The 21,248-nt window shown below is 64.1% G+C and carries 20 protein-coding genes and 1 other RNA gene; 12 read left to right on the top strand and 9 right to left on the bottom strand.

The window, feature by feature from the left end; all coding sequences use genetic code 11:
- Nucleotides 1-400: 400 nt before the first annotated feature.
- From VIL88_RS00715 to VIL88_RS00685, 7 genes are all read right to left on the bottom strand, one after another.
- Nucleotides 401-1,294, bottom strand: a complete 894-nt coding sequence (locus tag VIL88_RS00715) for a LysR family transcriptional regulator (RefSeq protein WP_331984900.1) — start codon at nt 1,292-1,294, stop codon at nt 401-403.
- Between the two features lie 29 nt (nt 1,295-1,323).
- Nucleotides 1,324-2,274 carry a thioredoxin-disulfide reductase gene (trxB, locus tag VIL88_RS00710; protein WP_331984898.1) on the bottom strand — a complete coding sequence of 317 codons (951 nt, stop codon included), beginning with the start codon at nt 2,272-2,274 and terminating at the stop codon, nt 1,324-1,326.
- Nucleotides 2,275-2,426: 152 nt separating this feature from the next.
- Nucleotides 2,427-2,900: a transcription elongation factor GreA gene (gene greA, locus VIL88_RS00705; protein WP_331984896.1), complete on the bottom strand. Its 474-nt coding sequence runs from the start codon at nt 2,898-2,900 to the stop codon at nt 2,427-2,429.
- A 251-nt stretch (nt 2,901-3,151) separates the two neighbouring features.
- On the bottom strand, nt 3,152-3,685 hold the full coding sequence (locus tag VIL88_RS00700) for a superoxide dismutase family protein (RefSeq protein ID WP_331984894.1): 534 nt from the start codon (nt 3,683-3,685) through the stop codon (nt 3,152-3,154).
- Nucleotides 3,686-3,750: 65 nt separating this feature from the next.
- Nucleotides 3,751-4,644, bottom strand: a complete 894-nt coding sequence (locus VIL88_RS00695) for a biopolymer transporter Tol (RefSeq protein WP_331984892.1) — start codon at nt 4,642-4,644, stop codon at nt 3,751-3,753.
- The gene (locus tag VIL88_RS00690) at nt 4,641-5,978 is read right to left on the bottom strand and encodes a pitrilysin family protein (protein WP_331984890.1); all 1,338 of its coding nucleotides are present in this window, start codon (nt 5,976-5,978) and stop codon (nt 4,641-4,643) included. Before VIL88_RS00690 ends, VIL88_RS00695 begins: the two co-directional genes overlap by 4 nt.
- A 5-nt stretch (nt 5,979-5,983) precedes the next feature.
- Entirely contained in the window at nt 5,984-7,336 is a 1,353-nt protein-coding gene (locus VIL88_RS00685) for a M16 family metallopeptidase (RefSeq protein WP_414650094.1), read from the bottom strand.
- 175 nt (nt 7,337-7,511) lie between these two features.
- On the opposite strand from VIL88_RS00685, the gene ettA reads away from it, so the two are divergent.
- The 4 genes from ettA (at nt 7,512) to VIL88_RS00665 (ending at nt 10,842) form a co-directional block, all read left to right on the top strand.
- On the top strand, nt 7,512-9,167 hold the full coding sequence (gene ettA / locus VIL88_RS00680; protein ID WP_331984888.1) for an energy-dependent translational throttle protein EttA: 1,656 nt from the start codon (nt 7,512-7,514) through the stop codon (nt 9,165-9,167).
- Nucleotides 9,168-9,306: 139 nt separating this feature from the next.
- A complete protein-coding gene (locus VIL88_RS00675; RefSeq protein WP_331984886.1) occupies nt 9,307-9,660 on the top strand; it encodes a hypothetical protein in 354 nt (117 codons plus the stop codon).
- Nucleotides 9,661-9,664: 4 nt separating this feature from the next.
- Complete coding sequence (locus VIL88_RS00670) at nt 9,665-9,991, top strand: hypothetical protein (RefSeq protein ID WP_331984884.1); 327 nt, start codon at nt 9,665-9,667, stop codon at nt 9,989-9,991.
- On the top strand, nt 9,985-10,842 hold the full coding sequence (locus VIL88_RS00665) for an alpha/beta hydrolase (RefSeq protein ID WP_331984882.1): 858 nt from the start codon (nt 9,985-9,987) through the stop codon (nt 10,840-10,842). Before VIL88_RS00670 ends, VIL88_RS00665 begins: the two co-directional genes overlap by 7 nt.
- 64 nt (nt 10,843-10,906) lie before the next feature.
- Here the strand turns inward: VIL88_RS00665 and VIL88_RS00660 are convergent, their stop codons facing one another.
- Nucleotides 10,907-11,356, bottom strand: a complete 450-nt coding sequence (locus tag VIL88_RS00660) for a host attachment protein (protein WP_331984880.1) — start codon at nt 11,354-11,356, stop codon at nt 10,907-10,909.
- A 186-nt stretch (nt 11,357-11,542) separates the two neighbouring features.
- Between VIL88_RS00660 and rarD the strand changes: the two genes are divergently transcribed.
- Nucleotides 11,543-12,490 carry an EamA family transporter RarD gene (rarD, locus tag VIL88_RS00655; protein ID WP_331984878.1) on the top strand — a complete coding sequence of 316 codons (948 nt, stop codon included), beginning with the start codon at nt 11,543-11,545 and terminating at the stop codon, nt 12,488-12,490.
- Here rarD and VIL88_RS00650 read toward each other — a convergent pair.
- The gene (locus VIL88_RS00650; RefSeq protein ID WP_331984876.1) at nt 12,487-13,377 is read right to left on the bottom strand and encodes a hydrogen peroxide-inducible genes activator; all 891 of its coding nucleotides are present in this window, start codon (nt 13,375-13,377) and stop codon (nt 12,487-12,489) included. The genes rarD and VIL88_RS00650 overlap by 4 nt on opposite strands.
- Nucleotides 13,378-13,474: 97 nt before the next feature.
- On the opposite strand from VIL88_RS00650, the gene katG reads away from it, so the two are divergent.
- The 7 genes from katG (at nt 13,475) to rnpB (ending at nt 21,214) form a co-directional block, all read left to right on the top strand.
- The gene (katG, locus tag VIL88_RS00645) at nt 13,475-15,646 is read left to right on the top strand and encodes a catalase/peroxidase HPI (protein ID WP_331984874.1); all 2,172 of its coding nucleotides are present in this window, start codon (nt 13,475-13,477) and stop codon (nt 15,644-15,646) included.
- Nucleotides 15,647-15,806: 160 nt separating this feature from the next.
- Nucleotides 15,807-16,946, top strand: a complete 1,140-nt coding sequence (locus VIL88_RS00640) for a DUF2336 domain-containing protein (RefSeq protein WP_331984872.1) — start codon at nt 15,807-15,809, stop codon at nt 16,944-16,946.
- Between the two features lie 141 nt (nt 16,947-17,087).
- The gene (locus VIL88_RS00635; protein WP_331984870.1) at nt 17,088-18,047 is read left to right on the top strand and encodes a metalloregulator ArsR/SmtB family transcription factor; all 960 of its coding nucleotides are present in this window, start codon (nt 17,088-17,090) and stop codon (nt 18,045-18,047) included.
- 4 nt (nt 18,048-18,051) lie between these two features.
- Nucleotides 18,052-18,945: a methylenetetrahydrofolate reductase [NAD(P)H] gene (gene metF, locus VIL88_RS00630; protein ID WP_331984868.1), complete on the top strand. Its 894-nt coding sequence runs from the start codon at nt 18,052-18,054 to the stop codon at nt 18,943-18,945.
- 178 nt (nt 18,946-19,123) lie between these two features.
- Nucleotides 19,124-19,945 carry a hypothetical protein gene (locus VIL88_RS00625; RefSeq protein WP_331984866.1) on the top strand — a complete coding sequence of 274 codons (822 nt, stop codon included), beginning with the start codon at nt 19,124-19,126 and terminating at the stop codon, nt 19,943-19,945.
- Between the two features lie 95 nt (nt 19,946-20,040).
- Nucleotides 20,041-20,790 (top strand): DnaJ family molecular chaperone, encoded by a 750-nt coding sequence (locus tag VIL88_RS00620; RefSeq protein WP_331984864.1) that lies wholly within the window; start codon nt 20,041-20,043, stop codon nt 20,788-20,790.
- A 33-nt stretch (nt 20,791-20,823) separates the two neighbouring features.
- Nucleotides 20,824-21,214, top strand: an RNA gene (gene rnpB, locus VIL88_RS00615) — RNase P RNA component class A.
- Nucleotides 21,215-21,248 lie beyond the last annotated feature (34 nt).

The raw sequence follows: 21,248 nt of genomic DNA, 5'->3' as shown, positions 1-21,248 counted from the left end.
CCGCAAGGGGGAGGGAGGCGCAGGAGCGGAGGGGTTCGAGGATGCTGACTGGACGGCAGAGAGGAGTCACCGACAGTTTGTTATGCCTGGTCGGCCCGAGCGCTGAAGTCCGGCTCCCTCCCTGCTGAGGGGGAGGGTTAGGGGGGTCAATAACTCGCAGTGCGGTCTCATCCTCGGTCCCTTCGCTTATGGCGGAGAGAGGCGCAGGAGGCGCGAGCTTAGTGGATGCTTCCGCGTGGGCGGCCGCTCCACCGCCATTCGACCATAGGTCTCATGGCCTTCTAGCCTAAAATCGCTCCACCGGAGCGATTTTCACGGCTGACCGCCATTCGACCGTAGGTCTCATAGCCTTCTGAGCTAAAAACGCGCCACTGGCGCGTTTTTGCCGCGTAGCGGCCGCTCAGAAGCTCCATTCCCGAGCTTTGGCGACGAGGAAGTCGCGGAAGACGCCGACGCGTTTGGAGTTCTTGAGGGCGGGCGGGTAGACGAAATAGGCTTCGTAGGCGGGGAGCTCGATTTCGGGCAGGACCGAGACCAGGCTTTGCTCGTTCTCGGTCACGTAGTCGGGCAGCATGGCGATGCCAACGCCGGCGCGGCAGGCCTGGAGCATGCCGTAGATCGAGTTGACCTTGAGCACGGCGCGGCGCGGGCTCGAATCCGAACGGCCCATGCGCTCGAGGTAGTTGATGTCGCCCAGGTAGGACGGCACCGGTTCGCCGAAGCTGATGATGCGGTGGTCCTCCAGCTGATCGGAGCTGTTGGGCATGCCGAACTCGTCGATATAGGTGTTCGACGCATAGAAATGGTTGTGCACCGTGAACAGCTTGCGCTGGATCATTTCGGACTGGTTAGGCCGATGGAGGCGGATGGCCACGTCGGCTTCGCGCATGGCGAGGTCGAGCTCAGCATCGTTGAGGCGGATTTCAAGCTGGATCAGCGGGTAAAGCTTGATGAATTCGGCCAGGCGCGACGATAGCCAGGCGGAACCAATGCCCACGGTGGTGGTGACGATCAGCGGACCCGTCGGAACGTCCTGGGACTCTGACATCTGCGTCTCGACCTGCTGCAGTTCCCAATGCATCCGGTGGGCGGTGCGGAAGAGCTGCTCACCCACTTCGGTGAGGACCAGGCCACGGGCGTGGCGGATAAAGAGCTTGAGACCCAGGTCGTCTTCAAGGGCGGAGATCTGTCGCGATACCGCAGACTGCGACATGCCGAGTTTTTCGGCGGCATGGGTGAAACTGCCCGACTCGGCGGCGGTGTGGAATATCCGGAGTTTGTCCCAGTCGAGCATTTCTTGTGACGCCTTTGGTTGGGTGTGGCCTACTCCGCCGCTTCGGCGAGTTCGTGTTCTGCGAGGAAGCGTTCCGCTTCAAGGGCTGCCATGCAACCCATGCCTGCTGCCGTGATTGCCTGACGGTAAACGTCGTCGGTAACGTCGCCGGCCGCAAAGACGCCAGGGATGTTGGTTTCGGTGGTGCCGGGCTTCACCTTTAAATAGCCGCCGGGCTTCATGTCGAGCTTGCCGGCAAATATCGAGGTGGACGGCGCGTGGCCGATGGCGATGAAGATGCCGTCGATGGGCTGCTCATAGGTGCGGTTGCTGGCAAGGTCGCGCAGCGTCACCGAATTGACCGAAGGCGGCATGGCCGAGCCGCCGATATCGGCGATCTCGTGGTTCCAGCGCACTTCGATCTTGGGGTTTTTGAACAGGCGTTCCTGGAGGATGCGCTCGGCGCGGAACTCGTTGCGGCGATGCACCAGGATGACCTTGGATGCAAAGTTGGTGAGGAACAGAGCCTCTTCGACAGCGGTGTTGCCGCCGCCGACCACCAGAACTTCCTTGTTGCGATAGAAGAAGCCGTCGCACGTGGCGCAGGCGGAGACGCCGAAGCCCTGGAACTTCTGCTCCGACGGCAGGCCGAGCCACTTGGCCTGGGCACCGGTCGCGATGATGAGCGAGTCGGCGGTGTACACATCGCCGCTGTCGCCAGTCAGCACGAAGGGGCGCCGGTCGAAATCGACATTGACGATGAGGTCGTTGACGATCTTGGTGCCGACATGTTCGGCCTGCGCCTTCATCTGGTCCATCAGCCATGGCCCCTGGATGACGTCGGCAAAGCCGGGATAGTTCTCGACATCGGTAGTGATGGTGAGCTGGCCGCCGGGCTGCAGGCCCTGGATCATGACCGGTTCGAGCATGGCGCGGGCCGCATAGATCGCTGCGGTGTAGCCGGCAGGGCCTGAACCGATGATGATGACTTTCGCGTGCATCGCGACGCTCTCCAATAGATGCGAGTGTCCTTCGGCCCCTAGTTAAGGGGCGAAGGAGTGCTCTTTCAAGGCAAAGTGTGTTTTTGTGGCGCTTGCCCTGTGGATCAGGCGCAAATGCCACAGCGATCCGGCCGCGGCCGCTCGAAAGGGGCCTAGATGTAGCGGATCTTGATGATCTCGTAGCTCTTAGCGCCGCCCGGAGCGGACACTTCGAACGAATCGCCTTCTTCCTTGCCGATCATGGCGCGGGCGATCGGCGAGGAGATCGAGATGCGGCCGGCAGAGGCGTCGGCCTCGGGGTCGCCGACCACCTGGTAGGTTTTTTCTTCCTCGGTGTCTTCGTCAATATAGGTGACGGTGGCGCCGAACTTGACGGTGGAGCCGCCCAGCTTGCTGACATCTATGATGTCAGCAAGCGCGAGGATGGTCTCAAGTTCCTTGATGCGGCCTTCGTTGAGGCTCTGCTGCTCCTTGGCCGCCGAATACTCGGCGTTCTCGGACAGGTCCCCATGAGCGCGGGCCTCGGCGATCGCGTCGATGATGCGACGGCGCTCGTTGGCGGTGCGGTGCTCAAATTCTTCGGTCAGGGCCTTGTGGCCTCCGATCGTCATCGGGATCTTGTCCATTCGTCGCCTCCAATCGGCACGAGAGAGCCATGGCGACCCCGTCGCTGGCTCTCGGTCTTTGCGGTCGCATCGTTTTCCGATGCTCTTAATAGGCTTATCCCCAGCCAAACCCGTTCGGCATGCGCTTCACGACTAAGTCTTTAAGGGGAATGCGCCCAACCTGCCCGCCCGCCGCGCCGCGGTCAAGCGGATCAGTGTGGACAAGATGGGCATGTCCACATGCCTGTTCAAGCCGGAGGTGGGTGCGGCGCTTAGGGCGCCGTGTTGGCCTCTATCACCGCGCAGGCGACGCGGTCTCCGGAATTGCCGGATGGATCGGTCACTTGATCGTCGGCTGCGGCGTGGACCACGAGTGCCGTGCCGTCGGCGTCGAAGACATAGGCGGGATCCGCCGCATCAAGCGAAATGGTGGCGGAGGTGACGTTGACGGCGGCCGTGCCGTCTTGGCCTGCGATCACGTTGGGGAGATCGCCAGAGTGGGGACCTTCGGGGTTTTCCAGGCCATGCTGATGGCTATCGGGATTGACGTGGCTGCCAGCGGATTCAAAGCCGGTGGTGCCGTCGCAATCGCCGGTCTCGTGGAAATGGAAGCCGTGTTCTCCCGGCGTGAGGCCGGTCAGGTCGCCGACGATGGTGATAGCGTCGCGGCCCTGCGCAAGGATTACAGAGCCTACTTCAAGACCGTCGCGATCGATGAAGGTGGCCATGGCGGTGCCGGGGTCCTGCGCCAACGCGGGAAGTACGAGGGCAAGGCTGGCGGCGGCGCTCAGGGTCAGACGGTGCATGGGCTTGTCCTCGATTGCGGGTTTGAAAACAACGGGCAATGGTGCTCGCCGTTCCCCCAACGGCCTCAGCACAAAGGATAGGCGACGTAGGCGAGGCGCCGGCTGTCGGGCGACCAGGAGTTGACGTTGATGGTGCCCTGGCCGCCAAAGAAGCTGGCGAGAACGCGAAGATCGCCGCCATCGGGCGCCATCAGGCGGAGCTGGACATCCTTGTCGGGCGGGTGGCCGGTGGTGCCGGGCGGGTAGCTCAGCACCGAGACATGCTTGCCGTCCGGCGAGAGGTGGGGGAACCAGTTGACGAAGCTGTCGAAGGTCAGCTGCTCGAGGGCGCTGCCGTGGTCGGCGTGCATGCGGAAGATCTGTGCATGGCCAGCTTGGCTCGCTGCCAGTTCGGAGTTGAAATAGATCCAGCGGCCGTCGGGGGAGAATTCCGGCCCGTCATTGGGCACGTCGAGATCGGTCAGCCGCCGGTCGGGGCCGCCCCGGGCGGGGATTGTGAAGACGTTGACGCGCCGTTGGCCCGAGGGCTGCTCGATAGCCACATAGGTCAGCGTCTCGCCGTCGGGTGAGATGCCGTGCAGATAGTAGTGGAATGGGGTCGCGTGTGTGTTGGAGACGCGGCGGGGCGTGCCGCCGGCGAAGGGTACGGCGTAGAGGTGGCCATCGTCGGAGCTGACATAGATGGTCGAGCCGTCCGGCGACAGCACATGGTCGTTGTTGAGATCGGCAAGGGTGCCGGTGTCGATCGGCTCCGGTGTACCGCCGGTCACCGCGATGCGGAACAGACGGCCGCCGCTGTTGAAGACGAGGGTCTCTCTATCGGGCGACCAGTTGGGTGCCTCGATGACTTCGTCGGCGGTGAAGATGACTTCGGACCGACCGTCGAGGTCGATCAGCGTCAGTTCGGCGCGCTGGCCTGGGGCCAGGGAGCGGCCGCGGCGCGGGAAGCGGAAGCTCATGGTTGTTCCTCGGTCGCCTGGGGACCCAGCAGGAGCGTGGTCGGCTCGGTGCCGAGGAGCTTGGTGGCGACGGCCTTGACCTCATCGACGGTTACCGCGTTGATGAGCTCGGTACGACGGGGCAGGTAGTCGATGCCCAGATCCCACATCTGGAGCCCGATCAGCGTGCCGGCGATGGCGCTCGAGGAGCGGAGCTCTTCCAGCGTTGCCGAGCCGATGAGGTACTTCTTGGCCGATGCCAGCTCGGCTTCGGTGGGACCTTGGGCAGCGAGGCGGGCGACCACATCTTCGATGACGCCCAGCGTCTCGCTGGCGCGATCGGCGCGGGTCGAGGTGCTGAGAACCAGCCCGTTGGCGTGCTGCTGGTTGAACAGCGACGCGCGGACGCCATAGGTCAGGCCGCGCTTTTCGCGCACCTCGTCGTTGAGCCGCGACAGGTCGCTGCTGCCGCCCAGGATTTCGGTCATGATGGTGGCGGCAAAATAATCGGGGGCGTCGTGCTCGACGCCCGGATAGGCCATGAAGATGCTGGTCTGGGGCAGGGGGTAGTCGACGGCGACGTCCTTGCCCAGGGTGGGCTGGATGTCTGCCACGGGCGTCAGTTCGGGCGCCTCGGGCAGGGCGCCGAAGAGGAGGTCGAGTGTTTCGGCAGCGGTCTCGGCGTCGATGGCACCGACGATCGCGACATGCAGGTTGTCGCGGGCGAACTGCTTCTGGTGGAACTGGTGAAGGTCGTCGGCGGTGATGGTGTTGAGGGTTTCGGGCGTGCCCTCCAACTCACGGGCATAGGGATGGCTGCCGTATAGCGTTTCGCGCCAGAGCTTCTGGGCGGCGGTGGTGGGGTCCTGGGCGTCGATGGCGATGCCGCTCAGGATCTGGGCGCGCATGCGGTCGATTGGATTCTGGTCGAAACGCGGTTCTTCGAGGGCGAGCTTGAGCAGGCCGAAGGCCTCTTCGCGCTGGTCGGCTAGGAGCCGCATGGAGCCGTAGATGGCATCCTGGCTGGCATCGAAGTTCATCTCGGCCCCGGCCGCGTCCAGCGCGATCTGAAAGGCGTCGCTGTCGAGGTCGCCGGCGCCTTCGTCAAAGAGGGCGGTGATGAGGTTGGCCAGCCCCTCCTTGCCCGCCGGGTCCTGCGAGCTGCCGCCCTCGAAGGCGAAGCGGACGGTAATGATTGGCACGGCGTAGTCTTCCACGAGCCAGGCCTCGATGCCCTGGGGCGAGGTAACCTGCTGGAACTCGACCTCGGCGAGTGCGGGGAGGCTAGAGAGAAGCACAAGGGCGGGGGCTGCCAGGGCGGCGAGGCTGCGGCGGAGCAAGGAAGGGACGAACATGGGTCTTACTGGGCTCCGTTTTCGCTGGGCAGCAGGTAGCCGGTAACGGCGATCTTGGGGTCGAGATATTTGGCGGCGACGGCCTGGACCTGTTCGGGCGTAACAGCCCGGATACGATCGGGCCATTCGCTGATGTCCGCTACGGTGCCGCCATTGGCGAGGCGGCTGCCATAGATATTGGCCATGTTGGATTGTTCATCGCGGGCAAAGATCAGCCCGCGCACGAAGCGCATCTTGGCGGCGTCGAGTTCCTCGGCGGTGACGCCGTCCTCGATCAGGCGGGTGACTTCCCTGGAGACAGCTTCCTGCACTTCCTCCAGCGTCCGTTCGCCCTGGGGCATGCCATAAAGGGTGAAACTGCCTGGATCATAGGCGCCGCCATCGTAGCTGGCGCCGACGCCCGAGGCGATGCCGGTCTTGACCACGATCTCCTGATAGAAGCGGCTGCGCGAGCCGCCGCCGAGAATTTCGGCCAGGAGATCGAGCGCCTCGGCTTCGCCCGGCTCGGCCATGCGGTAGCTGGGGGTGACCCAGGCGGTGCTGAAGCTGGGGACGCCGACGCGCGGGTCGCTCAAGGTCACGGTGCGGGCCGTGTCGTAGCGCGGCTCAGCGGGACGGACACGCGGCGGCAGGTCTGGGCCGCGTTCGACCTTGCCATAGGTCTCCTCGGCGAGTTTGCGCACCGCTTCCGGCTCGACATCACCGGCGACGACCAGCACGGCGTTGTTGGGCGCATAAAAGCGGTGGTAGAAATCGAGCGCGTCCTCGCGGCTGAGCTGCTCCATTTCGTGCATCCAGCCGATGGTGGGGATGCGATAGGGGTGGTTCTGGTAGAGCGTGGCGGCCGTTTCCTCGCCCAGGAGCGCTTGGGGGCTGCCTTCGATGCGCTGGTTGCGTTCCTCGAGGATCACGTCGCGCTCGGCGGCGATGACCTCTTCCGGCAGCACCAGGCCACGCATGCGGTCGGCCTCGAAATCCATCATCTCGTCGAGGTAATCGGGCGGCACCGTCTGGTGGTAGACGGTCACATCCTTGCTGGTGAAGGCATTGGTATAGCCGCCGATCTCGGCGATGACGCTGTCCATCTCGCCGGCGGGGTGCTTCTCGGTGCCCTTGAACATCAGGTGTTCGAGGAAGTGGGCAATGCCCGACTTGCCTGCCGGCTCGTCGGCACTGCCGATCTTGTACCAGACCATGTGGGTGACGATGGGCGCGCGCCGATCGGGGATGACCACGACCTCGAGGCCATTATCGAGGGTGAAGTTGGCCACTTCGGGCGCGGGCACTGCCTCCTGGGCCCAGGCGCTCAGCGACATCAGGGCGCCCAGAGCGAGGGACAGCGCGGTTCTGGTTAGCATGAAGAACTCCGAAACAGCTGGCAGGACAGAGCCATAGCCTTGGCATGGGGATGGCGCGACAGCAATCGCGGCTCATTGGGGCGTAATTCGGACCACAGCGGCCCGGTTGCCCCCTTCGCGCGCTTGGCCTACATAGGCGGCCAATTCCTGAAACGCCCAAGAGGTCCGCTAGCCGATGGCTCGCCAGTTCATCTACCACATGCACGGAATGTCCAAGTCCTATGCCGGCGGCAAGAAGGTGTTGGACAACATCCATCTCTCCTTCTACCCGGACGCCAAGATCGGCATCCTGGGCCCGAACGGCTCGGGCAAGTCGACCCTGCTCAAGATCATGGCGGGCATCGACACCGAGTTCACTGGCGAAGCCTGGGCGGCCGATGGCGCCAAGATCGGCTACCTGGCGCAGGAGCCCGAGCTCGATCCGCAGCTCAATGTGCTCGGCAACGTCATGACCGGCGTCAAGGAAAAGAAGGACATTGTCGACCGTTACAACGAGTTGATGATGAACTATTCCGACGAGACGGCCGACGAGGCGACCAAGCTCCAGGACATCATCGACGCACAGAACCTGTGGGACCTCGAGTCGCAGGTGGAAGTGGCCATGGAAGCGCTGGGCTGCCCGCCGGGCGATGCCGACGTGACCAAGCTTTCGGGTGGCGAACGCCGCCGCGTGGCGCTCTGCGCGCTGCTCCTCAGCAAGCCCGACCTGCTGCTCCTCGACGAACCGACCAACCACCTCGATGCCGAGACCACGGCATGGCTGGAACGGCACCTGCGCGAGTTCGAGGGCGCGGTGCTGATCATCACCCACGACCGCTACTTCCTCGACAATGTCACCGGCTGGATTCTCGAACTCGATCGCGGCCGCGGCGTGCCGTACGAGGGCAATTACTCGGCCTATCTCGAAGCCAAAGCCAAGCGCTTCGCCCAGGAAAAGAGCGAAGATGCCGCTCGTGCCAAGGTGCTGGAGCGCGAGCGCGAATGGATGGGCCAGTCGCCGCAGGCCCGCCAGAGCAAGAGCAAGGCGCGCATCAAGGCCTATGACGAACTGGTCAAGATCAACGAGGCGCGCACGCAGTCTTCGACGGCACAGATCATCATTCCGCCCGGCGAGCGCCTGGGCCACAATGTGATCGACATCGAGGGGCTCTCCAAGAGCTATGGCGATCGGCTCCTGATCGACAATCTCACCTTCAAGCTGCCCCCGGGCGGCATCGTGGGCGTGATCGGGCCAAACGGCGCGGGCAAGACGACGCTGTTCCGCATGCTTACCGGCCAAGAAAAGCCTGATGCTGGCACGGTAACGGTCGCCGAAAACGTCAACCTCGGCTATGTCGACCAGAGCCGCGACACGCTGAACCCCAACAAGACCGTGTGGGAAGAGATCTCGGAAGGCGACGAAGTGCTGATGCTGGGCAAGCGCGAGGTCAATTCGCGTGCCTATACGTCCTCGTTCAACTTCAAGGGCGGCGACCAGCAGCAGAAGGTCGGGAACCTCTCGGGCGGGCAGCGCAACCGCGTTCATCTGGCCAAGATGCTCAAGAGCGGCGCCAATGTGCTGCTGCTCGACGAACCGACCAACGACCTCGACACCGAAACCCTGGCAGCGCTTGAAGAGGCGCTGGAGGAGTTTGCCGGCTGCGCCGTGATCATCAGCCACGATCGCATGTTCCTTGATCGCCTGGCGACGCACATGCTGGCCTTCGAGGGCAACAGCCATGTGGAATGGTTCGAAGGCAACTTCGCCGACTATGAAGCCGACAAGGTCCGCCGGCTCGGCGCCGACGCAGTGAACCCGAAGCGGGCGACGTACAAGCCGCTGACGCGGTGATGATTCAGGGCGCTGCCGGTCAACGGTGGCGCCCTTGTTCTTTGAAGCAGACGCTGCTCCAAAAGCTCGCGACATACCGCCCTAGCCGCGCTAAGAACATTGGGCGGCATTGAAGCGATGTATGCTGTGGGAGCGAGACTTGACGCGAATAAGTTGGGCGGCGGCTGCGATGGCTGCCGCATTGGCGATTGGCATCGCCGTTGCTGCAGCAGCCCCTGGCCAGTGCACCATTTCCGACCTTGGCAGTTTTTCCTGTGACGTTGCCGTGGATGGCGATGGGCTGACGTTTTCCCTGCCGGATGGGCGCATTTTTGCCTTTGCCTTGGACGAAGATGGGGCGGGTGGAACCGGGTACCTCATCGACATGGATGCTTCGCCGGGAAAGCGGCCGGAGGAAGTAGGGCAGTTGGTACCCGTAGAAGGGAAGCCTGGATGCTGGGCGCGGGACGACGAGTTCCGGTTCTGCGCCATGGTGGAGCAGGCGGAGGAGTGACGTCATGAAGGTTTGGACGCTTGTCGGCGCCGGTGCGCTGCTGGTGACGCTTGCGGGGCCCGCATTGGCCAAGGATGCGCGGTGCTTTAGCACCGATGATGGTGAATATCCGTGCCAGTTCGAAACCCTGGACAAGAGCGGGAGTTTCGAAATCTCCGCGCCGGGCAAGCCGAGTTTCCAGCTCCTGATCGAGGATGGTACCGCAACGGCCGGGGCAGTCTTCGAGCCGGGCGGTCGTATGGTCTGGTTGCCGGGCAACTATGAGCGGTCGGGCAAGGACCCGGCCTGCTGGGTCAGCGCCGACACTGATACGGAAATCTGCGCATGGTAGGCGAGGCGTTCACTGTTGGCGTTGGCGGCGCGCACCTGGCGGGACGCGTGCTCGGCGAGGGGCTGCCGGTGGTGTTCCTCCACGCCGGCGTCTGCGACAAGCGGATGTGGGAAAGCCAGATGCGGGCGGTGGCGGAGGAGGGCTGGCAGGCCATCGCCTATGATCGGCGCGGCTATGGCGAGACCGAGAGCCCCGACGAGGTGTTCAGCCATTTGGATGACCTTGAGGCGGTGCTGGCGGCGCATGACATCCATGCCGCGGTGCTGGTCGGCTGCTCGCTGGGCGGCGGGCTGGCGCTGGACTTCGCGCTGCGGCATCCGGGGCGGGTCATTGGCCTGGTGCTGATCGGGACTTCCGTCACCGCGGCGCCTTGGAGCGCCACGCAGGCCGAAGAAATGCTGGAGGCTGCCGAGGAGGATGCGTGGGAGCGCGGCGACCGCGACATGCTCAACCGCGTGCAGGCGCATGAATGGCTGGATGGGCCGCGGGCGCAAAGCGGCCGGGTGGGCGGTGCGGTTCGCGAGCTGTTTTTGGACATGAATGCCATCGCGCTGGGCAAGCCCGAGCTGACGATGGGTGAGCAACCGCAGCCGGCCTGGCCGCGCGTCGGCGAAGTTGGTGCGCCGACCCTGCTGCTGGTGGGTGACGAGGATTTCACCGCGCTGATCGAGCGGCACGAGACCCTGTCGGAGGAGATGCCGAATGCCTTTGCGGCGGTGCTGGAAGGGGTGGCGCATATCCCCAGCATCGAAAAGCCTGAGCTCGTCAATTCCATGCTGATCGAGTTCCTCGACGCCATCGATGGTGACGTCGAGGATGAGGATGACGAGAGCTATTCAAGCGAAGAGTGAAGCCGTTGAGGAGCCGATTCAATACGGTGACGAATTGAGTCGACTCCCGAAGCTAAGTGCCTGATTAAGCAGCTAGAATACCGTCGAGATGCTGATCGAGCTGCGCGGTGGGGATGTTGGTCAGGTCTTTGTTGAGCTCGGCCAGGATGGTTTTCTGCACGGCAGGGGAGATGGCCTTGCGCAGGTCGCCCAGCGCAACGGGTGCAGCGGCGATAACCAGGCGGTCGAAGTCGCCCCTTTGCTGGTGACGATCAAGCTCGGCAGCAACGGATTTAACGAATTCGGTTTCCCGGTATTCCACCGGGTCGGTGCGAGGAACGGTGCCGCCACGATTGGGGCTGCCGCCACCGCCCCTGGTGCCAGGGCGGTCGGTGACCAGATCGCGTGCCTGCAAGGTCTCCATGGACCAATCGAGGCCTTCAACCTGCTTCAGTCCCTTGCCCGGGCCGGTATTTTCGAGGACGCGCGCCTGCGCGCCGTCGGCGATAAGTACCCAGGTGACGGTCTTCTTCATGGTCAAACTCCTGCTGGTAGTGATCCGGGCGCGCGAAGGCGCCAACCCGTCAACGCATCGATTCCCAAAAGGTTGGCACGAGCCATCAGCTTTACCGGCTTTGCCGATCACAAACTCTGATTGGCCCCGTGCCGCGGGCGCTGGTAAGTGAAAGCGATGCGCTCAAGAGCGGGCGCGGAGCCCGTCATGTCCCTTCCTGAATCTGCACCCGAAGCGCTTACGCCTGTTGACGTTTCACCGGCGAAGGGCGGAACCGAAAAGCGCAACGGCGTGCTGGCGGCGCTCGCAGCCTATACGCTCTGGGGCTTCCTGCCACTCCTGTTCCGGCAGGTCGAGGCGGCAGGATCGGTGTTGATCGTGGCCGAGCGCACCATCTGGTCACTGGTGCTGCTGGCCGGCATCCTCCTGTTCACCGGCGGCTTCGGTGAAGTGCGGGCGCTGTTTGCCGACCGCAAGCGCGCGCTGGGGACATTGCTGTCAGCCGTGCTCCTGGCGGGCAATTGGCTGCTTTATGTCTGGGCGGTGGAAACGGGGCAGGTGCTGGAGGCAAGCTTTGGCTACTTCATCAATCCACTGGTCAATGTCCTAATGGGCATGATCCTCTTGGGGGAGCGGCAGAACCGGCTACAGACGATTTCCATCCTGATCGCCGTCGTGGCGATTGCCATACAGGCGGTTGGCCTGGGCAAGATCCCGTTCGTGGCGCTGGGGCTGGCGCTGTCTTTTGGGTTCTATGGCTATTTCCGCAAGACGGCGCAACTGGGACCCGCGACGGGCCTCTTTGCCGAAACGGCGATGCTGGTCCCGGCGGCGCTGGCCTATGTGATCTATAGTTTCCTCACCGTCGGACCGGGGGTGCATGCCGATCCGTACCTGATGATGTGGCTGGTGCTGACCGGGCCGGCGACAGCCATTCCGCTGCTGCTGTTTGCGCTGGCGGTGCGGCGGCTGCGGCTGACCACGATCGGCATGTTCCAGTATATCGCGCCTTCGCTGCAGTTCCTGGTCGCCATTTTCCTGTTTGGCGAGCATCTGAACGCTCTGCGGCTCGTAAGCTTCGCCCTGATCTGGGTGTCGCTCATGGTGTTCAGCTATGACAGTTTTCGCGGGCGCCGGCGGGTGGCTGCCGCCTAGGGGCGGGTTGCGCGGATAACCTCGGCGATCCGGTCGAACACGGCGCCGAAGGGCGTGGCCTCGCGCCATACTAACGACAGGCGCCTGCCGGCGCCGGGGGCGGACAGGTCGTGGATGCGGATGCGCGGGTCGGTGGCTTCCTTGCGCAAAGCGATGCGCGGCAGCAGGGTCACGCCCTGGCCGTTGGCGACGAATTCCACAATTGTCGAGAGCGAGGTGGCGGCAAAGGTGCTGGCGCCGGCGTCGCTGCCTAGCCGGCAGGCGGCCAGGGTCTGGTCGCGGAAGCAGTGGCCCTCGTCGAGCAGCAGGATGCGTTCGGGAGCGAGGCTCGACAGGGAAACCGGCGCCGAGGTGTTCTCGTCGCGGCTGGTCGCCAGCACAAATGGATCGTCAAAGAGCGTGCGGCTCACCAGCCGGACGCCGTGGTCGGGTGCGTCGGTGCCGATGAGGGCGAGGTCGAGGCTGCCTTCGACTAAGCCGGCGATCAAGGCGTCGGTGCGGCTCTCGCTGATGGTGAGCTTGAGTTCGGGCAACTCGCGCGTCAGGGCGGGGAAGATGTCGGGCAGGAGGTAGGGCGCGACGGTGGGAATGAGGCCGAAGCGGATGGGGCGATCCGGCAGGCCCGCCTGGCCGAGCGTGAAGGCGGTGAGGGCGTCGGCGCTGTCGAGGACCTGGCGCGCGCGCTGGAGGAATTCGGCGCCGAAGGGCGTTGGCCTGACGCCGGATTTCAGGCGGTCGAAAAGTGGGGTGCCGCAGAGGTCCTCGATGGCCTGGACCTGCTGGCTCAGGGCCGGCTGGCTGATGTTGCAGGCGCGGGCGGCGCGGCCGAAATGGCCGGCATCGGCAACGGCGACCGCGTAGCGCATCTGCTTGAGGGTTAGAACCATGATAAGGTCAGCCTATCTGTGCAGAAGGTATAATCAATTGGCCTAATGATCGGCAGCTTCCTATAAGGCGCCCAACAGCAAGTCCAGGAGATGTTTCGTGACCGATCCCAATACCAAAGCCTCCGCAGGCCAGTGTCCGGTGAACCACGGCCGCAAGGGCCATGGCAACCGTGATTGGTGGCCCAAGCAGCTCGACCTCACCATGCTGCACCGCAACTCGTCGCTGTCGGACCCCATGGGCGCCGACTTCAACTATGCCGAAGAGTTCAAGAAGCTCGATCTTGCGGCAGTCAAGGCTGACCTCCGCAAGGTCATGACCGACTCGCAGGACTGGTGGCCGGCTGACTTCGGCCACTATGGCGGGCTCTTCATTCGCATGGCCTGGCACTCGGCCGGTACCTACCGCATTACCGACGGCCGCGGCGGCGCGGGGCAGGGCCAGCAGCGGTTTGCGCCGCTCAATTCCTGGCCGGACAATGCCAACCTCGACAAGGCACGCCGGCTGATCTGGCCGATCAAGCAGAAATACGGCAATGCCATCTCCTGGGGCGACCTGATGATCCTCACGGGCAATGTCGCACTCGAATCCATGGGCTTCCGGACCTTCGGCTTTGCCGGCGGCCGCGCCGATGTGTGGGAGCCCGAGGAGCTCTATTGGGGCCCGGAGGGCACGTGGCTGGGCGACGAGCGCTATTCGGGCGAACGGCAGTTGTCGGACCCGCTGGGCGCGGTGCAGATGGGCCTCATCTATGTCAATCCGGAAGGCCCCAACGGCAATCCCGATCCGATCGCCTCGGCACGCGACATCCGCGAAACATTCGGCCGCATGGGCATGAATGACGAGGAAACCGTAGCGCTGATCGCCGGCGGGCACACCTTCGGCAAGACACACGGCGCCGGCGATCCGTCGCTGATTGCCGCAGAACCGGAAGGCGCCGACCTCGAAGATCAGGGCCTGGGCTGGAAGAGCAAGTACGAAACCGGACACGGCACCCATGCCATCACCTCGGGCCTCGAGGTCACCTGGTCGCAGACGCCCACGCGCTGGAGCTTTTATTTCTTCAGCAATCTCTTCAACTATGAGTGGGAACTGACCACAAGCCCCGCCGGCGCCAAGCAGTGGGTGGCCAAGACCGACGAACGTGTCATTCCCGATGCCTTCGACCCCAACAAGAAGCACCGGCCAACCATGCTGACATCGGACCTGGCGCTGCGCTTCGACCCCGCATACGAGAAGATTTCGCGCCGGTTCCTCGAAAATCCCGATCAGTTCGCCGATGCCTTCGCCCGTGCCTGGTTCAAGCTGACGCACCGCGACATGGGCCCCAAGGTCCGTTACCTCGGTCCAGAAGTGCCGGCCGAGGACCTGATCTGGCAGGACGTGATCCCGCCCGTGGACCATGACCTCGTCAATGAGGCCGACGTGACGGCTCTCAAGCAAAAGATCGCCGCCTCCGGCCTCACGGTATCGGAACTGGTGTCCACAGCCTGGGCTTCAGCCTCGACCTATCGCGGCTCCGACAAGCGGGGCGGTGCCAATGGCGCCCGTATTCGGCTGGCGCCGCAGAAAGACTGGGTGGTCAATCAGCCGAGCCAACTAGCGCGGGTCCTGGAAACGCTTGAAGCCATCCGGGCCGAGTTCCAGGCCGGTGGCAAGAAGGTGTCGCTGGCGGACCTGATCGTCCTGGCTGGTGGTGTCGGCATCGAGATGGCCGCGGAAGCAGCGGGCAATTCGGTGACGGTGCCCTTTACCCCAGGCCGCATGGATGCCTCGCAGGAGCAGACCGACGTGGTGTCCTTCGGCGCGCTCGAGCCGCGCACCGACGGCTTTCGCAACTACTACAGCAATCGCGCCTTCATGGAGCAGGAGGAGGCCCTGATCGACAAGGCGCAGCTGCTGCGCCTGACCGGACCGGAAATGACCGTGCTGCTGGGTGGCCTGCGGGTGCTCGAGGTTGGCGTCAATCAGCATGGCGTCTTCACCGATCGTCCGGGTACGCTCAGCAACGACTTCTTCCTCAATCTCCTGAGCATGGCCACCGAGTGGTCGCCCAAGGAAGGCGAAGAGGGCGTCTACGAAGGCCGCGACCGCAAGACCGGCGAACTGCGCTGGACCGGCACCCGCGTCGACCTGATATTTGGTTCGCACTCGCAGCTGCGGGCACTGGCCGAGGTTTATGCCCAATCCGACTCCGCACCGAAGTTCACCAAGGACTTCATTGCCGCCTGGGTGAAGGTGATGGAAGCCGATCGCTTCGACCTCCACTAAGTAGCGGCCGCATCTTGATAAAGAGGCTCCGGAGCGATCCGGGGCCTTTTGCTTTTGCTGATCGTTAAAAATTGAAACGAATTTGCCCGACCGCCTTCAGGCGGCCTGAGCATGTCGCCCGCACAGTGACCCTATATTCATCGCACAGAATGAGGCGAGCATGTCGGAACTGGATCAAGGCGAACGGGCGTTTTCGAGCTTTCGCGTGCTCAACGGCGAGCACACCAATACCGAGCGCGAACAGTTGTTCCGCAACATGGCGCAGTTGTTCAGCTATGTTTCCGACCGGTGCGACGACGAACAGGTCGCCCAGTATGACGAGGTGCTTTGCCAGCTCGCCGAACTGGTCGAAGTCGAGGCGCGGGTGCATGTGGCCAAGCTCCTGGCGCCGCTGGAGCGCGCGCCGGGCACTGTGGTCGTAAAGCTGGCCAATGACGATATCGAAGTGGCCAAGCCGCTGCTGGAATTTTCCAACGTCCTTTCCGACGACGACCTCATCGACATCGTTTCGCGGCAAAGCGAAGAGCACCGCGTTGCCATTGCCGGCCGCAGCAATGTGCCCGACCGGGTGGGCGAAGCGATCGTCGAGCACGGCGAACGCTCCTCGGTCATCCGGCTGATGCGCAACAGCAATGCTGAACTCGACAAGAACACGATCGAAAAGCTGGTGCAGCGCGCCAGTAGGGATGCCGAGATTGCCGCCGATCTGCGCAACCGGCCCGAGATCGACTGGAAGTCGCTGCGCGGGGAGATCGACTCCGTGTCCAGCAAGGTGCTCGAAACCCTGGGCGAGGCGGAGCGTGGCGGCCGGCCGCTCGACCCGGTGGCGGCGGGCAAGGTCAATGCGGTGGTCTACAATCGCATGCGCAACCGCGCCGGCTTCTCGGCCAGCGAATGGAAGGTCGCCTATAACCAGGTCAAGGCGCTGAGCGATCGGCGTCAGCTCGACGACCGTGCCCTGGCGCGCTTCGCCCGCTTTGGCTATGGCCACCATGCGGCGGCGGCGCTCACCGTTATCCTCAGCATCGGGCCGGAAGTGTTCGTCAAATGGCTCGCGAGCCAGGATTATGTGGCGATCACGGTGGCGCTCAAGGCAGCGGGTCTTTCGACCGACCTGTTCGAGGCTATTGTTGCGACGCTGCCCTGGCGAGACCTGCCCACGGAGGCGGACAAGCGGATGGTTTCCAGCCGTTTCGCCGCCCTGGACGAAGACGAGGCGCAAGGCATATTCGAACTGTGGCGGGCCCATTCCTTCCGCAAGCGCGCTGTCAGTGAAGAGCGCGCGGCGATGAGCGCCTGAGTTGAGGGACCCCGCGGCAGCGGGGTCTTTCGTTTCCGTCCTTGTGCGCCGTACAGGGATTTCTGAAGCGGGTTGGTGCGAAGCCACTGGACCGCGCCTTCGATATAGATATAAAGACATCTTTATATCTGGTGAGGGGCGATGGCGGGTCTGGACGAATTGGTGACGGTGCTCAAGGCGGCAGGCGAGGGGACGCGGCTGCGGCTCCTCGCCTTGCTCGCCGATGGCGACCATTCGGTCAAGGACCTCACCGAAATCCTCAAGCAAAGCCAGCCGCGCGTGTCGCGGCACCTGAAGCTCCTGGCCGATGCCGGGCTGATCGAACGCAATGCCGAGGGCGCCTGGGCCTATTATGGCCTGGCGCCAGACGGTGAGGCGGGTGCGCTGGCGCGATGGCTGATAGAGCGGGTCAGCGACAGCGACGCCGACCGTGCGCGTGACATCGAAAGGCAGGAAAAGGTGCGGGCGGCGCAGCAGGCGCAAGCCAGCCAGTATTTCGCCAAGGTGGCCGGCAGTTGGGACCTGCTCAAGACCCTGCATGTTCCCGAAGAGGCGGTGGAAGCCGCAGTGGTCGCGGCTCTCGATGGGCAGAAGGTCGAGACGCTGATCGACCTCGGCACCGGGACGGGCCGCATGCTGGAGGTGCTCAAGGAGAGCTACAAGCGCGGCATCGGCATCGATTCGAGTCGCGAGATGCTGGCCGTGGCGCGTTCGCGCCTGGCATCGGCCGGTATCAATCATGCGCAGGTGCGTTTGGGTGATATCGGCGATGTGGACCTGGCCGCCGGACCTGCCGATGTGATCGTGGTGCACCAGGTGCTGCATTACTTCGACGATCCGGGTCGAATGCTGGCGCAGGCGCGGCGACTGCTGAAGCCGGGCGGGCGAATGGTGATCGTGGACTTTGCCCCGCATGACCTCGAATTCCTGCGCAGCGAGCACGCACACCGCCGCCTTGGCCTGTCGGAGGCGCAGATGAGCGCCTGGAGCGCCGCGGCGGGTCTCAACATCGACTGGGTGCGGCAATTTCCCAGCCAAAGCACCGAACGTGGGCTGACGGTTTGCCTGTGGCGCCTCAGCGACAAGCTCTTGAACGGATAGACCAATGCTTGACGACGACCACCGCGCCAGCCGCCAGACCGCTGACCAGCGGCCGGACCTGCAAATCTCCTTCGAGTTCTTTCCGCCCAAGACCGACGTCATGGAGGAAAAGTTCTGGGACAGTGTGCACAAGCTTGCGCCGCTGAAGCCGCGTTTCGTCTCGGTCACCTATGGCGCCGGTGGATCGACGCGGGAACGTACCCTGCGCATGGTCAGCCGCATCAAGGCGGAAACGGGTGTGGATGCTGCCGCGCATTTGACCTGCGTGGGCGCGTCGCGCGAGGAGGTCGATACCGTGGTGCGGGGGTACCAGCAGGCGGGCATCAACCGGATCGTGGCCCTGCGCGGTGACCCGCCGGAGGGGGTGGGACAGCCGTTCACGCCGCATCCGCAGGGCTATCACAACGCTGCGGACCTCGTGGCTGGCCTGCGCCGGCTGGGCGACTTCGACATCTCCGTCGCCGCCTATCCGGAAAAGCACCCTCAAAGCCCCGACTGGCAGACCGAGATCGACAACCTCAAACGCAAGATCGATGCGGGCGCGGACCGGGCGATCACGCAGATGTTTTTCAGCAATGGCGACTATCTTCGCTACCTGGATCGGGCCCGGGCGGCTGGCATCACCGCACCCATCGTGCCGGGGATCCAGCCGATCCACAGCTTCAAGCAGATTGCCAACTTCGCCGGCCGCTGCGGCGCCTCCATTCCTGACTGGCTGGCTGAGCGTTTCGAGGGGCTGGACGATGAGCCAGAGACGCATGCGCTGGTCGCTTCGGCCGTTGCGGCGGAGCAGGTGACGGAGTTGCTAGACGAGGGCGTAACCGAGTTCCACATCTATACGCATAACCGTTCGCCACTGGCGCTGGCGCTTGCCCGTATCCTGGGGCGGCGTCCATAGGAGCATGCGATCTTAACCTTGTGTTCACCATGATCTGGTGCCATCAGGCAGCGTTGCCTATTCAGGTGCCGTTCATCGGACGAGGCGCAATGCTTGCCAGGTGGGCCGCGTTTCACAAAATGGCCACGAAAACGGGCTTCTTCCCCCTCCGGGGCGAAGCTTATCGGGACGTAGAGACATGAAGATCGATCGCCGCATCACCAATGGACTGACCTGGGCCGGTGCTGTGCTTGTCGTGGGCGTGCCGACGGCGGACCTCCTGTCGGCGCAGTTCGCCGCAAAGGCCGAACCGGCGACTGCTCAGGTGGCCGTAGTCGCCGCGCCGACCGCACCTGCGCCCGCACCGCTGAGCCAGCGCCCCAAGGCGCCGGTCAGCGAGCCGGTGGAGCAAGTGGCGGTCGCAAAGCCTGCGGAGCAGGTTGCTTCGACACCAGCGGCCAAGCCCGTGGTCGCAGCATCTCCCAAGCCGGCGCAGACGGCCAATGTGGTCGACACCTTTATCCAGTCGGGCAAGCCCCTGCCGAGCTATATCACCGGCGCGGGTGACAAGCCTGCGGCGCAGCCGGCCAAGACTGCCGCTGCTCCTGCCGCGCGGACGCCGATTATCACCACCCCGCCCGCAGGGACTGCGGTGCCGGTTGCACCTGTTGCCGATCCGGTTGAAGTGGCTGCCATTCCGCCGCAAAAGATTGCTCCGGTTCCCATGCCGCTCTCCATGCGGCCGGATCCCATCCGGGTGCCGGTGGCCGTGGCACCTCCTGTTCAGGAAGTCTATGTGCCAGCAGAACTGGGGCCGCGTTCCTCAGCGACGGTGACCGCTGACGAGCTGGAGGACTGGGAAACCGGCCCGCTTTCCGAATTCCTCGCGCGCAAGCAGGGCAGCGCTGCGACCATGACCCGGAATGGGGAGGGATTCTTCCTCGACGAGGCGCCCCAGCCGCGCCGCGGTGACCGCGTGATCGGCTGGGAAGAGCCGGTCTTCTCCTTCTTCGCCGACTAGGGCAGGGAAGCCATGCGCCAGTCGCGTGTGGACCGGGGATGCGGCAGGCGCTAAGCTCCGCACCCGATCAACAGGCGCAGCGGATAGTCACGGGCATGCGCGATTGCGAGACCGAAAGCGACATGTGGCACCGGCTGAGCGATTTCGTTGGCTCTTTCAGCCAACGCACGGGCCTTGCCGGCTCGCTGGCCAATGCGCTCGACCCGGACAACTGGCTGCCCGGCGGCCGCGATGCCGCCTTTACCCTGGCGCTGATTGCCTTGGCCGCCAAGATGGCGGTGGCCGACGGTGCTGTCACTGCATCGGAGGAGCGCGCGTTCCGCGCGACGGTGGAAATCGCCGCCGGGCACGAGGCGCAGGTGGCGCGGGTATTCAACCTCGCCAAGCAGGACGTGGCTGGCTACGACGCCTATGCGCGCAAGGTGACGCGCTTCTTCCACGACAGTCCCGACACGCTCGAACACGTGCTCGACTCGCTGTTCTATATCGCGACCGCCGATGGCATGGTGCATGAGGCGGAACTCGACTACCTGAAATCGGTCAGCGACATCTTCGGCTTCGACGAGGTGCGCTTCGAGCAGTTGGCAAGCCAGCATGTGCGGCTTGAGGCGGGCGTCGACCCCTATGCCGTGCTCGGCCTCGCGCCCGGTGCCGACGCTGCCGAGATCCGGCGGGTCTATCGGCTCCTTGTGGCCGAGCATCATCCCGACCGGCTGATTGCCAAGGGCGTGCCGGAAGACCTGATCGACGTGGCGACCGACAGGATGAAGGCGATCAACCTGGCCTACCAGGCGCTGACCAAGCCGGCGCAGACGCCGCTGTTGACGGCCGACGCCACGGCTTGACGCCGGGGCTCCGAGGTCTCTACACCACCGATGCCAGTTGACCGGGTGACCGCTGGCAGTGGGGTAACCTGCTGCTGGAGGAAAGTCCGGGCTCCTTCGAAACACGGTGCCGGTTAACGGCCGGCGGGGGCGACCCCAGGGAAAGTGCCACAGAAAGCAAACCGCCGCTCCCTGGAGCGGTAAGGGTGAAAGGGTGCGGTAAGAGCGCACCGGGCGACCAGCAATGGAAGCTGCACGGTAAACCCCACCGGGAGCAAGACCAAATAGGGATGACGCGGGGCTTCGGCCCCAGCCAGTTTTGAGGCCAGATCATCCGGGTTGGTTGCACGAGCGTCCTGGCAACAGGCGCCACAGATGAATGGTCACCACGCCTGCCCGCAAGGCGCAGGCCCTACAGAACCCGGCTTATAGGTCAACTGGCGTTTACCTTTGTCTCCCCTTGAAACGGGAGCAGGCAA

The organism is Devosia sp., from assembly GCF_036563435.1.
Lineage (GTDB): Bacteria > Pseudomonadota > Alphaproteobacteria > Rhizobiales > Devosiaceae > Devosia.
The sequence above is the reverse complement of the archived record's forward strand: the minus strand, read 5'-3'. Positions and strand labels throughout refer to the sequence as shown.

Excerpts from the sequence above, each read along its gene's own strand:
- VIL88_RS00715 (WP_331984900.1), bottom strand. The coding sequence starts at position 1,294 with ATGCTCGACTGGGACAAACTCCGGATATTCCACACCGCCGCCGAGTCG.
- trxB (WP_331984898.1), bottom strand. The coding sequence starts at position 2,274 with ATGCACGCGAAAGTCATCATCATCGGTTCAGGCCCTGCCGGCTACACC.
- greA (WP_331984896.1), bottom strand. The coding sequence starts at position 2,900 with ATGGACAAGATCCCGATGACGATCGGAGGCCACAAGGCCCTGACCGAA.
- VIL88_RS00700 (WP_331984894.1), bottom strand. The coding sequence starts at position 3,685 with ATGCACCGTCTGACCCTGAGCGCCGCCGCCAGCCTTGCCCTCGTACTT.
- VIL88_RS00695 (WP_331984892.1), bottom strand. The coding sequence starts at position 4,644 with ATGAGCTTCCGCTTCCCGCGCCGCGGCCGCTCCCTGGCCCCAGGCCAG.
- VIL88_RS00690 (WP_331984890.1), bottom strand. The coding sequence starts at position 5,978 with ATGTTCGTCCCTTCCTTGCTCCGCCGCAGCCTCGCCGCCCTGGCAGCC.
- VIL88_RS00685 (WP_414650094.1), bottom strand. The coding sequence starts at position 7,336 with ATGCTAACCAGAACCGCGCTGTCCCTCGCTCTGGGCGCCCTGATGTCG.
- ettA (WP_331984888.1), top strand. The coding sequence starts at position 7,512 with ATGGCTCGCCAGTTCATCTACCACATGCACGGAATGTCCAAGTCCTAT.
- VIL88_RS00670 (WP_331984884.1), top strand. The coding sequence starts at position 9,665 with ATGAAGGTTTGGACGCTTGTCGGCGCCGGTGCGCTGCTGGTGACGCTT.
- VIL88_RS00665 (WP_331984882.1), top strand. The coding sequence starts at position 9,985 with ATGGTAGGCGAGGCGTTCACTGTTGGCGTTGGCGGCGCGCACCTGGCG.
- VIL88_RS00660 (WP_331984880.1), bottom strand. The coding sequence starts at position 11,356 with ATGAAGAAGACCGTCACCTGGGTACTTATCGCCGACGGCGCGCAGGCG.
- rarD (WP_331984878.1), top strand. The coding sequence starts at position 11,543 with ATGTCCCTTCCTGAATCTGCACCCGAAGCGCTTACGCCTGTTGACGTT.
- VIL88_RS00650 (WP_331984876.1), bottom strand. The coding sequence starts at position 13,377 with ATGGTTCTAACCCTCAAGCAGATGCGCTACGCGGTCGCCGTTGCCGAT.
- VIL88_RS00640 (WP_331984872.1), top strand. The coding sequence starts at position 15,807 with ATGTCGGAACTGGATCAAGGCGAACGGGCGTTTTCGAGCTTTCGCGTG.
- VIL88_RS00635 (WP_331984870.1), top strand. The coding sequence starts at position 17,088 with ATGGCGGGTCTGGACGAATTGGTGACGGTGCTCAAGGCGGCAGGCGAG.
- metF (WP_331984868.1), top strand. The coding sequence starts at position 18,052 with ATGCTTGACGACGACCACCGCGCCAGCCGCCAGACCGCTGACCAGCGG.
- VIL88_RS00625 (WP_331984866.1), top strand. The coding sequence starts at position 19,124 with ATGAAGATCGATCGCCGCATCACCAATGGACTGACCTGGGCCGGTGCT.
- VIL88_RS00620 (WP_331984864.1), top strand. The coding sequence starts at position 20,041 with ATGCGCGATTGCGAGACCGAAAGCGACATGTGGCACCGGCTGAGCGAT.